The 15,023-nt window shown below is 56.1% G+C and carries 10 protein-coding genes; 4 read left to right on the top strand and 6 right to left on the bottom strand.

Annotated features, from left to right (window positions below):
- The coding region (gene proP, locus ED901_RS17560; RefSeq protein WP_240993960.1) for a glycine betaine/L-proline transporter ProP at positions 1 to 1,280 on the top strand (1,280 nt) is incomplete at its 5' end.
- Positions 1,281 to 1,402: 122 nt separating this feature from the next.
- Entirely contained in the window at positions 1,403 to 2,884 is a 1,482-nt protein-coding gene (amyA, locus tag ED901_RS17555; protein WP_056773854.1) for an alpha-amylase, read from the top strand.
- Between the two features lie 33 nt (positions 2,885 to 2,917).
- Here amyA and ED901_RS17550 read toward each other — a convergent pair whose 3' ends face one another.
- Genes ED901_RS17550 through ED901_RS17540 form a run of 3 tightly spaced genes read right to left on the bottom strand, consistent with a single transcriptional unit; the run spans position 2,918 to position 6,551 of the window.
- Positions 2,918 to 4,261, bottom strand: a complete 1,344-nt coding sequence (locus ED901_RS17550) for a J domain-containing protein (protein WP_240993959.1) — start codon at positions 4,259 to 4,261, stop codon at positions 2,918 to 2,920.
- A gap of 28 nt (positions 4,262 to 4,289) precedes the next feature.
- The gene (locus tag ED901_RS17545) at positions 4,290 to 4,862 is read right to left on the bottom strand and encodes a molecular chaperone DnaJ (protein ID WP_122096692.1); all 573 of its coding nucleotides are present in this window, start codon (positions 4,860 to 4,862) and stop codon (positions 4,290 to 4,292) included.
- Between the two features lie 3 nt (positions 4,863 to 4,865).
- A complete protein-coding gene (locus tag ED901_RS17540) occupies positions 4,866 to 6,551 on the bottom strand; it encodes an Hsp70 family protein (protein WP_122096691.1) in 1,686 nt (561 codons plus the stop codon).
- 201 nt (positions 6,552 to 6,752) lie between these two features.
- Between ED901_RS17540 and ED901_RS17535 the strand changes: the two genes are divergently transcribed.
- Together ED901_RS17535 and ED901_RS17530 are read left to right on the top strand one after the other, a co-directional pair.
- Entirely contained in the window at positions 6,753 to 7,364 is a 612-nt protein-coding gene (locus ED901_RS17535) for a TetR/AcrR family transcriptional regulator (RefSeq protein ID WP_122096690.1), read from the top strand.
- Positions 7,365 to 7,489: 125 nt separating this feature from the next.
- The gene (locus tag ED901_RS17530) at positions 7,490 to 8,170 is read left to right on the top strand and encodes a type 1 glutamine amidotransferase domain-containing protein (RefSeq protein WP_122096689.1); all 681 of its coding nucleotides are present in this window, start codon (positions 7,490 to 7,492) and stop codon (positions 8,168 to 8,170) included.
- 78 nt (positions 8,171 to 8,248) lie between these two features.
- Here the strand turns inward: ED901_RS17530 and ED901_RS17525 are convergent, their stop codons facing one another.
- The 3 genes from ED901_RS17525 to ED901_RS17515 are packed head-to-tail and all read right to left on the bottom strand — an operon-like array spanning position 8,249 to position 14,950.
- The gene (locus tag ED901_RS17525; protein WP_122096688.1) at positions 8,249 to 10,609 is read right to left on the bottom strand and encodes a virulence factor SrfC family protein; all 2,361 of its coding nucleotides are present in this window, start codon (positions 10,607 to 10,609) and stop codon (positions 8,249 to 8,251) included.
- Positions 10,606 to 13,578: a virulence factor SrfB gene (locus ED901_RS17520; protein ID WP_122096687.1), complete on the bottom strand. Its 2,973-nt coding sequence runs from the start codon at positions 13,576 to 13,578 to the stop codon at positions 10,606 to 10,608. The genes ED901_RS17525 and ED901_RS17520 overlap by 4 nt, the downstream gene beginning before the upstream one ends.
- 4 nt (positions 13,579 to 13,582) lie before the next feature.
- Positions 13,583 to 14,950, bottom strand: coding sequence for an SrfA family protein (locus tag ED901_RS17515; protein ID WP_122096945.1), 1,368 nt, complete (start codon positions 14,948 to 14,950; stop codon positions 13,583 to 13,585).
- Between the last annotated feature and the right edge of the window lie 73 nt (positions 14,951 to 15,023).

Raw genomic sequence — 15,023 nt, 5'->3', positions numbered from 1 at the left:
TTCCGTTCCTGGTCAGGCCTCTGGGCGGTCTGTTCTTTGGTGCGCTGGGTGATAAGTTTGGTCGTCAAAAGGTCTTGTCCGTCACGATCATCATCATGTCGGTGAGTACCTTCTGTATCGGGTTGATCCCCGGTTACGCCACCATCGGTATCTGGGCTCCGATCCTTCTGTTGCTGGCAAAACTGGCGCAGGGCTTCTCCGTGGGCGGTGAATACACCGGTGCCGCGATTTTTGTTGCCGAATACTCGCCGGACAGAAAACGTGGCTTCCTCGGCAGCTGGCTGGACTTCGGCTCGATCGCCGGTTTCATCTTGGGTGCGGGCGTCGTCGTATTGATCTCCAGCATTGTGGGTGAAGCAAACTTCCTCGAGTGGGGCTGGCGTATTCCGTTCTTCATCGCCGCACCGCTGGGCCTGATCGGTATCTACCTGCGTCATGCGCTGGAAGAAACCCCGACCTTCCAGCAGCACGTGGATAAAATCGACAGCGATTCCCGTAAAGACATTGCAGAGCCGCCGAGAGTTTCTTTCCGCGAGATCCTGACCAAACAGTGGAAACCGTTAATCGTCTGCGTCGGTATGGTGATCGCCACTAACGTCACTTACTACATGTTGCTGACGTACATGCCGAGCTATCTGTCGCACAGCCTGCACTATTCAGAAGACCACGGTGTGCTGATCATTATTGCCATCATGGTCGGTATGCTGTTTGTCCAGCCGTTCATGGGCATGCTGAGTGACCGTTTTGGCCGTAAGCCGTTTATTCTGATCGGCAGCGTGGGGCTGTTTATTCTGTCCATCCCGTGCTTCATCCTGATTAACAGCGGCGTGATTGGCCTGATCTTCTTAGGTCTGCTGATCCTTGCGGTGTTGCTCAACTGCTTCATCGGCGTGATGGCATCGACATTACCGGCCATGTTCCCGACGCACATCCGTTACAGTGCGCTGGCGATTGCCTTTAACGTGTCAGTGCTGATAGCCGGTCTGACGCCGACCATCGTCGCCTGGCTGGTAGAATCCACCAATAACCTCTACATGCCCGCGTATTATCTGATGGTGGTGGCAGTGATTGGTCTGATCACCGGTATCTTCATGAAAGAAACCGCAAACCGTCCGCTGAAAGGCGCTACGCCAGCGGCCTCTGACCGTGCAGAAGCGAAAGAAATTCTGCAAGAGCACCATGACAATATCGAACACAAGATCGAAGATATTGATGCGCAGATTGCTGAACTTCAGGCGAAAAGAAAGAACCTGATCGATCAGCACCCTGAAATCAACTGATCCCGATCTGATGCCGTTCCGGGCCGGTCAGCATTGCTGACCGGCTTTTTTTTTCCTTCCGCCGCATTTTTCCCAATCCTGCTCCATACTTCATTTCCCGGTCATCTGAATGGAAATCATGAATGCAGAATCCTACGTTGTTTCAGTTCTTTCACTGGTATTACCCGGACGGTGGCAAACTGTGGCCGGAAGTGGCAGAAAAGGCCGCATGGCTGGCCGAAATCGGCATTACCGCAGCCTGGTTACCCCCCGCCTATAAAGGGGATTCCGGTGGATATTCGGTCGGGTACGACACCTATGATCTGTTCGATCTCGGTGAGTTCGACCAGAAGGGCACGCGTGGCACCAAATACGGCGATAAAGAAGCGCTGATGGCGGCCATTGCAGCGCTGAAAGCGCATCAGCTGGGCGTTATCCTCGACGTGGTGCTCAACCACAAAATGGGGGCTGACGAGAAAGAGCGTGTGCAGGTTAACCGTGTGAATATTGATAACCGTGAAGAGATCAGCGATGACATCATCGAAGCGGATGCCTGGACGCGTTTCACGTTTCCCGCACGGCAGGGCCAGTACTCGAAATTCATCTGGGATTTCCACTGTTTCAGCGGTGTCGACCACATCGAAAACCCGGATGAAAACGGTATCTTCAAAATCGTCAACGATTATACCGCCGGTGGCTGGAACGATCAGGTCGATGATGAATTCGGCAATTACGATTATCTGATGGGTGCCAACGTTGATTTTCGTAACAATGCGGTCAACGAAGAGCTGAAGTTCTGGGCGCGCTGGCTGATGGATCAAACCCAATGCACCGGCTTTCGTCTGGATGCCGTAAAACACATTCCGGCGTGGTTTTACAAAGACTGGATTGATCATATTCAGGCTGAAGCCGATCAACCCATGTATATCGTGGCGGAATACTGGTCGCATGATGTGCCGACGCTGCAAAATTACATCGATCAGGTCGACGGCAAAACCATGCTGTTCGATGCGCCATTGCAGCTGAATTTCCACCATGCGTCAAAACAGGGTGCGGATTTCAACTTCACGCAGATTTTCGATAACACGCTGGTGGCCGCAGACCCGGCACACGCCGTAACGCTGGTGGCTAACCACGACACCCAACCGTTGCAGTCGCTGGAAGCGCCGATCGAGCCCTGGTTCAAACCGCTGGCCTACGCCCTCATCCTGCTGCGTGAGCAGGGCGTGCCGATTGTGTTTTACCCGGATTTGTTAGGCGCGACCTACGAAGATGAGGGGGATGACGGCAACAATTACACCATCGACATGCCTGCGATCCCAGGGCTCGAGACATTAATCAAAGCCCGGCAAACCCATGCATGGGGTGTGCAGACGGACTATTTCGATCATCCGAACTGTATTGCGTTTTCACGCAGTGGCACCGAAGAACATCCGGGCTGCGTGGTGGTGATGTCCAACAGTGAAGCGGGGGAGAAAACCATCGACATGGGAGAAAATCTCGCGCACCGAAAATGGCGTGATTTACTGGAACATCGCGACGACATTATTGAAACCGACGAGCACGGCACGGCGCAATTCTACTGCGAAGCAGGCAGTGTGAGCGTGTGGATCCTGGCAGAGTGACAACCTGGCGGGCAGCGCGCGCTGCCCGCATTCTTAACGAAACCCCACGGCAATCAGCAGCGAATAGACAAACAGCAGCATGAGAAACGCCACGGCACTGACGGTCCCGCGGCTTTTCCTCACCACTTCCCACGGCAATATCATCAGTAACGTCATCGCATTTAACGGCACGCCGTACCACTTCCAGGTTTTAGGTGCCATCATCCAGAGAACACAAAAACTGCTGGCGCTGAGGACGCCGTAATGGGTGACCGCCATGACCAGGTTTCCTGCATCCGGAGCAAATACCCTGAAGAAGCCGAGCATTATTTTTACGATGATCGCGATTGAGAGCAGCGACAGCAGACATTGAGCCACACACAGCCCGCGCGCCCGGTAGCGTAATTTTCGCTCCAGATAAGGGTAACCGTGAAGATATAAGCCAATGATCGCGATGAGCAACAGGCGTGAGCGCCACGGCTGAGGATGCTCACGCGTCGCCAGCATGATCAGCAAAAGCCAGAAACCGTTCAGGAACACCGCTCCCCAGCTCAGCATCAGACGGGTTTCAGCCAGGGTATTAAGCAAAACCGAATTCAGGCGCGGTAACAACGCCGGATAATCCATCCTGATTTCCCTGAGTTTTTGACTCAAAGACGACATAAAATCAGGCACCAGCTTTGCCCACCAGGGGACGGTGGCACCTTCCACCGTCAGTAACCTCAGACGCAGCCGGTTCAACGCAGACCCCTGATATTCACGCATCATCACAGACCAATAATGATTCGCACCGGTCATTTCAATCTGTGCCTGAAGCGCCTGCAGCCGTCGGGCGGAAATACCCGCAGGCTGATAATTGTCGATCTCCCAGCCCATGATGGCGGAAATCTGGCTCAGTAACGTCGAATACAGTCCTTCCCGCTCGCTGAGTTGCCCGGCAATTTCCTGACTGAACATCTCCCGCAGTTCGAGATTTTGCAGTAAATCACTCTGCAAATAACTTTCCAGCCGGCTCAGGCCCGCGATTTCGTCATCCATCATTGCATCAATGATCTGAGGGATTTGCTCAAGCACCTGGCTGCGCAACAGGTAGACATTGTCGGGTTCTGGCGGCAATTCATCGACCATTTCGTACGGGATGAATCTGTCCGTCAGGGGAGCGTTAAGGTTATCGTCAGGACGCGCGCTTTTCGTGACAACGTCACTTAAAACGTCCTCATTTCCCTGATTCTTCGCGGCATCGAAGGCTTCACGCAGGCGCTGATAGCCCTGCGGATCCTGATCCGGTCGCGTAATTTTCAGCTGGCGGGCATAAGCCCGTTTAATCTCACTGAGATCCTGAGTCGGCTCAATGCCTAATACCGACCATATTCCCTGGCTGCTCATCGAATCACCCACGTCGCTAATCCTGAATAGAAAAAGAGCATCAGTCGTCACTCCACAGCATGCCCGAATCCGCCTGATAACGGCGCCCGGTGGTCTTTTCAATCTGCTGGTACAGCGCCTGAAGCTGATAAATTGAAATCCCGACCGGCTGATAATGGTCGATTTCCCATTCCATCATCGCCGCCACCTGCTCAAGCACAGACGGCGTCAGTCCGTCACGTTCCGCCAAATCCCAAGCCAGTTGCTGACTGAACATTTCGCGCATCTGAAGGTTTTGCAGCAAATCGTCCGACAGGCAGGCAAACAGCTGCACCAGACCGGCTTGTTCATTTGACAGCAGCAGGGTAACGGCGTCGCACACCAGGGCGTGCACCTGCATCTGGCGGATCAGGGATTCATCGGTAAGTGCCATCAGAGGCAACGGGCAGGTGACAATGTCACTTTCCGCCCAAAAGTATTCGCCACGTCTGGCCGATTCAAACGCCTCGCGCAACTGCTGATAAGCGTCGGGATCCTGATCAGGCCGCGTTTTTTTCAGCTGAAGGGCATACGCCCGTTTGATCACCGTAATGTCCTGGGTGGGTTCTATGCCAAGAACGGACCAGATCTCCACCGGTTATTCCCAGTTCCGGCGTAAATGCACCAGCAGCGCTTCAAACTCCTTGCGGGCTTCGGCAATCCGCCGCGCATCCTGCGAATCAAGAACATGCTCAAAATGATAAAGCTGACTGGCGATGAACTGGCGCTGTTCGCCAAGACTCTGCTCATAATACGCGTTGGCTTCGGCCACCAGCTGGCGATTGACCAGTTGCTCACGCGGATGCTGTTTGATGCTTTCCAGCTTCAGTAAACTTTCGGTAATTTGTGCCGGCGTCAGGCTGCCCGGTGCTTTTTCAATCACCAGCTTTTCCAGTTTACCGGTGCCAGAGATCAGGCATTCCACTTCCAGAATGCCGTCGAGCGTATATGTGAAACGCACGTCGGCGGTCATTTCACCCGCCGGACGCGCAGGCACATCCACCTGCAGCGAACCGAGCAAAATATTGTCCGTTACCCGGCGCGCTTCGCCCTGATAAATCGACACATCCAGCTGTTTTTGCTGATCGGAAATCGTCGTGATGGTTTCCACCCGGCTGACCGGTACAAAACTATTTCGTTCGATAAGCGGCAGGAAATGGCCGCCTTCGTAGCCGTCGCCTTTAGGGCGCGAAATGCCGATGCCGAGCGTAAAGGGCATGACATCGGTCAGCACGATGTCATCGAGCGCCTGATCCTGCATCGCCAGCCCGGCCTGAATACCGGCACCCAGCGCCACGGCTTCGTCCGGTTGCAGTTCACTGCGCGGGAAGCGCCCGAACAGACGCGCCACCGCCTGACGTACCAGCGGCATACGGGTTGCGCCGCCCACCAGCACCACGTGGTCCACTTCATCGGCTGAGAATTTGGCATCGCGCAGCGCCTGAATCACCGGTTTTTTCATGCGCTCCAGCGTGCTTTCACAGCATTGCGCCAAAATATCCGGGGTCAGCGTCCAGTTCAGCGAGAGCTCTTTCCACTGATATCTCAGCGTCGCGCTGTCTTCGGTGGTCAGCTGGCACTTAGCCTTTTCTGCCAGCGTAATCAGCTGGCCGAAGAGCGCGGTGTCCTCTTTATCCAGCTGCGGATATTGCGCCAGCATCCAGCCGACCAGGCTGCGGGTAAAATCATCGCCACCGAGGAATACGTCACCGCTGCTGGCGCGCACTTCAATGACACCTTCGAACATATCGATGATCGAAACATCAAAAGTGCCGCCACCCAGATCGAACACCAGGAATTTCTGTTCCTGCTGATTCACCAGCCCGTATGCCAGCGACGCCGCCGTCGGTTCGTTCAGCAGGCGTTCGACATGTAACCCCGCCAGTTCACCGGCCGCTTTCACCGCTTTACGCTGAATATCGTTGAAATAAGCGGGGACGGTGATAATCGCCCGGGTGATCTCACACCCGCAATGCTGTTCCACATCGGCTTTCAGGCTGCGCAGCAGCAGGGCGGAGAGCTCTTCCGCACGAAAATATTGCTTACCGAGACGGAACTGATGATCGGTCCCCATGAAGCGCTTAAAACTTGAAAGGGTGAGATGAGGATGCGTGAACAATCGTGTATGCGCGGGAGCGCCGACCAATATGTGGCCGTCATCGTCCAGCCCGACCACCGAAGGCGTCAGATTTTTTCCATAAACGTTAGGGATCAGAACGGAACCACCGTCCTGCCAGAGAGCCACCGCGCAGTTTGACGTGCCTAAATCAATCCCAATCAACATCCGTATGACCCCAGAGGCGTAAGCTGAATACAACTGAAAGAAGTTTTATCGGCCAAATTTACAGAAAGTTGAGATAATTTTGTAGATTGCGCGATGAAATCTTGACGAAAAACTGACGTTTAGCCTCAATACAGAACCTCAGCAGCGACTTTTTTCAAATAACCACTAGACGACTGGTCTAATTCAATATAGATTGAGCCCATGAACACGACAAAAGCATCTGACACAGGCAAGACCGATCACCGTAAGCACATTCTCGATGTGGGGCAGTCACTCATGGCGAAGAAAGGCTTCTCGGCCGTCGGCCTGAATGAAATTCTGACCACGGCATCCGTTCCGAAGGGTTCTTTTTACCATTACTTCAGTTCGAAAGATGCGTTTGGCGAAGAACTGCTGAAAAGCTATTTTCAGGATTACCTCGCTGAAATGGATGCCACATTTTCACAGCCCGGCCTGACCATGGCGCAGCGGCTGATGAATTACTGGCAGCAGTGGCAGGAGAGTCAGTCTTTTTACGATTGTAAGGGAAAATGCCTCGCCGTAAAACTCGGCGCAGAAGTGGCGGATCTCTCTGAATCGATGCGTCAGGCGCTTGATGCAGGCACCTCCGGCATTATCAGCCGCATCGCGAAAGTGATTGAAACTGGCGTTGAAGAAGGGTCGATGACCGTCACTGATAAACCGCTGATGGCCGCACAAGGGCTGTATCAGCTGTGGCTGGGCTCAAGCGTGATGGTGAAAATTGTGCGCAATACGCAACCTTTTGACGCTGCCATGGCAATGACACAACAGATTGTCCATCCACCTCGCTAAACGGATGGTCAGAAAATACACCTCGCGCTGAGGTGTTTTTTTGAAAGCAATTACAAGACGACTGGTCTACTATTACTGATCTACTATTAAAGACAACCTGCAACATCACAAACGGGATACACAACATGAAAATTCTGATGGTTCTGACGTCACACGACACACTGGGTAACACTGGCCGCAAAACCGGTTTCTGGCTGGAAGAGCTGGCAGCGCCTTACTACGCGTTCAAAGATGCAGGCGCAGAGATTGTGCTGGCCTCACCGGCTGGCGGCCAGCCACCGCTGGACCCGAAAAGCAATGAGCCGGATTTCCAGACAGAACAAACCCACCGCTTTGAAGCCGATGCGCAGGCCAACGCTCAGCTGGCAGAGACAGTGCGTCTGGACAGCGTTTCGCAGGCTGATTTCGACGCCGTATTCTACCCTGGCGGCCACGGTCCATTGTGGGATCTGGCGGAAGATAAACACTCCATTGAACTGATCGAATCGTTCATCGCTGCCAGTAAACCTGTTGCGCTGGTGTGCCATGCGCCGGGCGTGCTGCGTCACGTGAAAGATGAGCAGGGCAATCCGCTGGTTCAGGGCAAAAAAGTCACCGGTTTTACCAATACCGAAGAAGAAGCGGTTGGCCTGACCGACGTGGTGCCTTTCCTGGTGGAAGATGAGCTGAAAAAACTGGGGGGTGTCTATTCCAAAGGCGCTGACTGGGGTTCTTACGTGGTACGCGAAGGCCTGCTGATCACCGGACAAAACCCGGGTTCTTCTGCCGAGGCTGCTGTGCTGCTGGTTGATCAACTGAACAAATAATCCGCTGCAACAAACATGGCCGCACGCGCCACAAAATAAAACCGGAACATCACTCTGATGTTCCGGTTTATGTATTTATCACTCCGCGGTTTTTAACGCCTTCAGCAAACGCTCCAGACCTTCACGCTGCGACAACGGAATTTCCCCGCCGGCGGCATAGCCCGCATTGCGCATGATGCTTTCCTGTAAACCGACCAGCCAGTCGTAAATATAAAACGCGGTGGCATTGGCTGGCGCAGCGGAGAGTTTGGTCAGGCGCTGGGTCGATTTCCAGCTGGCTACGCTTTTCTGCGGTTTGGCGAAAATCTTGCTGCCTTTATTGATCCGGCTTTCCGGGCGTTGCGCCTCGCTCAGTTTTTCAAAACCCAGCCAGGCGACAAAATCGCCTAACACGGTCAGCGCGCGGGAAACCTGACGGTCTGCGTGATGCTCGTGTTCACGCGTACCGGCGGGCAGAGCGCCGCCCAGCGTGCGGATCAGCGCATCGCCCATTTCCAGACGGAAACTGGCGGTAATCAGCTCTTCCATCAGTAATTCGACGGTGGGTTTGGCCACGCCAATCAGCGCAATCAGCGGTTCGTTTTCCGGCAAACTGCGTAAATGGTTGACCCAGTAACGCTGTACCTGCCGCGCAAACGCGGTGCCGTCATCGGCTTTTTCCTGCCAGACCTGCGTATCCTGCTGTTCAGCAAACAGATCGATATTGATGCCGATACCAAAACTTTCCACGCCTGCCTCATCCTGCACGCGGGCGTCGTCGGGCTGTTCGGACAGTTCCCGGTAAATACGGTGCAACTCATCACGTCCCGGCAACAGTTTTTCCAGCAGTTCGCCGTGAACGCCGGTTCGGGTTTGCAGCGCCTTGATCACAGTCTGTACGGTACGCTGTTTCTGTGCCGGATCTGCCGTTTCACCTTCCTGATACCAGCTGCCCAGCAGGTTATCGGCCAGTTCTCGGCGTAACTCATCGCGCTGTTCGGCCAGACGGTTGAGCCGGATTTCAGGGCGAATTTCCGCCACCAGATAATCAGCCATACGCTGTAACCCGCGATCGTCCATGGCCAGCAATGCACCCCAGGCATCGCCCGGATTCCCCACATGGCGCTGTACCGCTTCATCGTAATGTACCGATTCGGTCATACGGCGGTCGAACGGCGTCAGCACCCACACCAGACCCGGTTTGCGGCGGCTGCGCACCTGCGGATTCTCGCCGTGCATCTCTTTGACCCAGTGTTCCAGCGTGCGGCCAACGGCGACCACATCGTCACGGCGGTCAGCGGCGGTGCACACCATCAGCATGTTCATTTCATGGCGATCGGTATAACGCTCCGGCAGACAGGCGATCTTGGCGCGAAACAGCGGAGTGATGTCGTCCTCGCCGTCAACCTCTTCCTCCGCCGCGCCGTAGCCCGGCAGATCCAGCAGATCGATCTCTTCAAACAGCGCTTCGCGCGGAGGAGAAAGCAGGGGGATCTGCACTTCGGCGGCCAGCATCGTCAGCTCTTCCAGGGACAACGTCACCGGCGCATGGCTTTCACCGGCGAATTCCGGGCAAACAGAAATTTCAATATCATAAGCCGGGGACTGACTGAAAATGCCGTCGGCCGGTTGCATTGCGTCATCCACTAACACGCTCAGCGGTGCGAGCAGACTCTGCGCACCGCCCAGATGTTGCAGCGTGTGTGCGTAATGGCGATACGCCGTCGTCAGCGCGGGGACGTTGCCCCACAGCAGGGAGAACAGGCGTGCGCGATCGTCGATATTCAGGTACGGCGCGAGCTGCACCGCAACCGGCCAGTAGTGGGCATTCAGATGACGGAAGCGGCGCGCGTCGAGACGAATCATGGAATCCCATAATCCCATCATCTCCTCACTCCGGAATCCTGGCACCGGCAGCGGCTGACGGTGCATCATCAGCTTATTCAGATGTTCGGTGATCTGCTGGGTATCCGGGACGTGGTAGTGCGCATCCGGCTGGAAGGCGCGCACCATAATTCGGGCCAGATCGGCCTCATTGAGCAGCAGCACCCGCACCGGAAACGCGCGGTCTTTCACTTCAGTCTGACGGGTAAAGCGGGTCGCCAGACGCGCAGCGCGGTTACCCGGGTTAATCTGCGTCAGGTAATCGAGCGTGACGCCGCCCAGGCGCGTTTCGAGACGCCCGTAGTTGCCGGCGGCCAGTGCGCAAATCAGATAAGATTTTCCGGCCTGAGAATGGCCGTAAAAGCCCAGCGTCTGCGGCAGTTGTGTCGCCTGCGTCAGACGGCGGGCTTTGTCGCGGCAGCGTTTGAGTTGCAGATTCAGGCGATCTGCTTCCAGATCCAGACGCGGTGCCTGTTCGCGGGTCTGTTCCACCCATTCCAGCGCGTCGCCGATGGTGTCATCGAGGTGCGCGAATTGCTGTTGCAGCAGGTCGGTGCTTAACGTTGTTGTGGTCATGAAACAAATACGCTCCCACTGTCGATCCAGTAATAGTTCTCGCCCAGTGTGTTCAGCCGAAGTCGCAGATGGTGAGACGGCACTTTGGTGCCGTTATCCAGCACTGCGCTGGCGATGTCGAAATATTCCGGCGTCGGGTGATCTTCCCCTTTTTTCACCGCCAGTTTCACGCGCAGCACGCTGTCACCGGCGACTTTACGCGCCAGCTCCGGCTCGGCGATAGACAGGGTATACAGCGGTGATGCAGGCCAGCGCTCATTTTCAAGCTGACGGAAGCCCAGACAGATCGCCCCGCGTATGCGGAAGTTGGCCGCGCCGTCGAGTTTATAATCGTGGGCATCGAGATCGATGTCGCTGTAGCAGACGTTATCGTCGGTGAGCGCCTGATTGCCGTCGAGCATCCCGAGATAGCGCACGGTGGAATAAGGCTGAAAATCCCCGGCCTTGAAATAAAAGCCCGGCAGACGGAGATCCAGCGCCAGCAGGCACAGCATCGCGCCGACGGCGGCAGTGGATTTCGGGTTATCAATGCGGCCCAGTTTATTGAACGGATACCAGCCGCTGGTGTGATAGCCATCCAGGGACAGCATGCGGTTAATCGGCAGCGGTTGCAGGTGGCGGAACAGCGCCTGGATACCGGGGAAGCGCGACGGACGCCCGGTCAGCAGCAACACGTCGCAGTCGTGCAGCGACACCACTTCGCACAGCGAACGCAGATTCTGCGTAATGCTCATTCGGTTGGATAAAAACTCGCTGTGCAGCTTGCTCAGTTTCAGCACCAGCGGCGCCTGCATGATGTCGAACATCTCCGAACCGGCAGGCAGCGCACGCTGGATCTCGCCGTGCAGATAATCGAGCACTTTTTGCGTCGGGCGCTGTTCAAGAAGTTCCGCGAACGGCGCGTCGATTTCGGCATGCGTGTCCAGCGGATCAAAGCCTTCGTACACTTCCAGCACGGCGCGGGCCAACGGAATAAAAATCTGTAACGTGCTTTGCTGACGCAGCGTGGCGTGGCCGTCCATGCGGCCTTCGCTGCCGAACAGCCGCGTCATCAGGCTGTCAGGGTTCGCCAGACCGGCTTTTTTCAGCGTGGCGTGCAGGGCAGGCAAAATATACAGCTGGATCACGTCCAGCAGGATGTCATCGCCCGCCACTTTAAACCCTTCACGGAACAGCAGGCGCGGGGTAATTTTGACGTTATTGCCCATACCGTCGTCGAGCCAGTATTGCGTAATGGCTAAATCGGTGGTGCCACCGCCGATATCGATCGAGGCGATACGCAGGGTTTTGCCCACCGGTTCGTCATCGGCCAGTTCACGATCGGGGCGTGCCATGCTGGCAAAAAACTCGCCGGTATGGCCGCCGAAATTCACCTGCGTTTCGTTATACAGGTAGACCATTTGCCCGCAGGTGGCTTCATCCCACTCCATCTGCACATCCGGCACCGGCATGCGGCTTTTGGCCTTATCGCTCTGGGTTTTGAATCCGTCGTCAGAAGGATGCCAGCCCATGGATTTCCACACCAGACCGATGGCCTCCTGCATGCGGCGGCGGAAGATTTCGCGCTCCGGTTTCGGCATCGCCGAAGGCAGGGTCAGAATGATGTTTCGCAGCTGGCGCGGCGCGGAAGAACGCAGCATTTTGGCGCGCTGGGCAGGGCTGTTGATTTGCATCAGCGCCTGCGCCAGCAGCTCAGAGAGCATCAGCGTCATCACGGAACTGCGGCTGTAGTGCGCGGAAAACACCGGCAGGCGTTCCTCCGGTGCCAGATCGGACAACGGCTGGCCTTCGTCGTTGATCAGAAAAGTCAGCGGCATGGCAGCAGCCACCGGCTCCTGTACCGCGCCGTGGCCGCCCTGGCTGAAACGCCAGCCTGGCGTGTAACTGTCTTCATCCCACAAATAGCGGCGCGGGCTGGAAAGTCCGGTGGATCCTTCCGTTCCTTCACGCAACTGGGCCAGACGGCTGGCTTCACGACCGGCGCGCAAAATGGACGGCCAGATGAAAGCGTCATCACGGCCACTTTCAACTGAGAAATTCGGCTTTCCAAAACGCGCCTGCGAGAATTCCACCCGGCTTTCAAACAGCTCGTTATAGAGATAATGCGGCTGCGACAGGTCCCGCAGTTGCAGTTCGCTGGTTTGTTTCAGACCATCGGTTTCACCCACGTGATCTTCCACCAGAATGCCGCAGGTGTGCGAGTTGCCGACGTCCAGAATAAGATCGACGTTGATCGAGGGTTCCTGCAACGTGGCGCCGTTGATCTTCAGTTCAGGGATACCCAGCTGGCTGCCGAGCATGCCCAGCAGATTGAGGTAATGCGCCTGATATTCAAACTCGCGCAGCGCCACTTTGATATTGCGCACTTCACGCAGCTCACGGATCGCCACCTGTTCGGTGAACACTTCACGCAGCCAGCCGTCCACCCAGGTCTGGTCGAGAAAATCGAGCAACTCTTCGTTGTGCCATGCCAGCGCAAAATGAATACCATTCTTCACATCGTCCGGCGTCGGCGCGAGCAGCGACTGTTCGTCATCACCTTCGGCCACACGGGTATCAAATGCGATCACCACGCGATGCGTACTGCCGTCGGCTTCCGGCGTCTCAAGTGCGCGGATCTGCACCCGCGCCCAGTTATCCGGGCCCGCCATAAAGGTACGGGGCGGATTAAAGCGCAGAAACGGCAGCGGAAGCCAGATCTGATCCAGCAATTGCAGAGACTGCTCCAGCGGAAAACTGAACTCCGGACGCACCACTTCAGGCGCGCCGCCGTCCAGCCCCGGCAGAAAATGACGGCCACTTTGCGCGTTATACTCCAGACGCAGCAGCGGGCCGTTCGCGCTTTTACGCACGAATTTCGCGGGCAGGGCCTCATCCCAGACGGGTTTTAGCGCGAAGTCGAGGAACTGGATCCCGCTGTCCTGAATCAGGGTAATTTTTTGTTTAAAATCAGTAATCGTTGCCAGCATGCTGTTATTTACCTTCGCGCTTTATCGTCATGGGATAAACCGTGTCACCGTTGTAGCGCCCCTGACACACAGCGGCGCCGGTCGCGGCCTGAGTACAGCTGATTTCCGGCATCTGATAGCGGGAACCGTCGCTGCATTTGGCGCGGTAGCGGCTGTTGATCACCAGATTTCCCGACTGCATCAGCCCGGCATTGATGGCAGCCCGGCAGGTAATGCCTGCGCCGTAGCTGATTTTCACCGTGCCCTGACCTTGTTTGATTTGATAACGCAGCACCGGCGGCTTGCCGGTCACCGGATCCTTAATATCGACGATCACATTCCAGTTGCCGTTGAGGAATTTGGTCGAACCGATTTTCACCGCGTCCGGTGGCATCACCAGCGCGTTCTTACTGACGGGAACTGGCGCAGGCTCTGCCACGACAGGATTTTTCTCGACGTCCGAAACCGGTTCAGGCGAGGCCACCACCACCACCGCAGCAGGTGCGACGGGCAGCGCCGCCGGGGTTTGTGTCGCTTTCACTTGCGGCACGCTAGCGGCCTCTGCTTTAGCCTCGGGTTCAGCCACCACCGGCCTCGGCGCAATGGCGCGCGGCTCAATGGTCTGCGGCGCAGGTTTTGGTTGTGACTGAGCGACGGCCACAGGCGCGGCGGGCGTACGGGAATAAAGCCAGCCGGCAGCAGAACCGGCAATCACCAGCGCAACGGCGGGCAGCGCCCACATCAGAGGCGAAATTTTACGGCGCGTGACGACAGGCACAGGCTCCGGCACATCCTGCTCGGCGGCGCGCGCTTCAATGGTTTTCACCACGCGAACCGGCTCGGCAGGTGGCATATCAGCCGCTGCATCGTCGGCGGCCATGGCGAAGGCGGGTAAAGGTTCATCGGCTTTCACCGTCTCACGCAGACAGGCGAACGCATCGGCATTGCTGCTGTTATCCAGGCTCACAAACCCCCAGAAAGTCAGTACCGGCTGGCCGCCGACCAGATAGACGTGATTTTGATCCGGAAAACGGAAAGCTTTTTCCAGCAATGCGCCGAAAAACTGCAAGGCTGATTTTTCTGAAGATTTCGCCGCAGCGCTGATGTGCGCAACGGTGTCGAGGCAGTTTTCGAGGTGACGCAATGCCGACGCCCGCGCCGCATCGGTCGCGGCAGCCCAGGAGATCACTTTACCCTCGCGCGGGGAGTACCAGTCGAGACGATCGCCCGACTCATTAAGCTGTGGAATAGCCAGACAATCGGCAATCGACGGTTGTTTACGCAGACGTAAGGTTTCCCGTAATTGCAGGGCTGAGGCATAAACCGGTTGCCCGTTTTCGCCCAGCGCAAGGATGTCGTTGAGACTGCCACTGCGTAAAAATGATTTTGCCACGCCTGAATAGCCCTTGTAGGTTTTGCTCTGCAAAAAATTGCACCCGAAAAAGGTGCATGATGCTGACAGTATG

The organism is Rahnella sp. Larv3_ips (genome assembly GCF_003697865.1).
GTDB lineage: Bacteria > Pseudomonadota > Gammaproteobacteria > Enterobacterales > Enterobacteriaceae > Rahnella > Rahnella rivi.
Note: the sequence above shows the minus strand (reverse complement) of the source record. Positions and strands in the feature narration are given on the sequence as shown.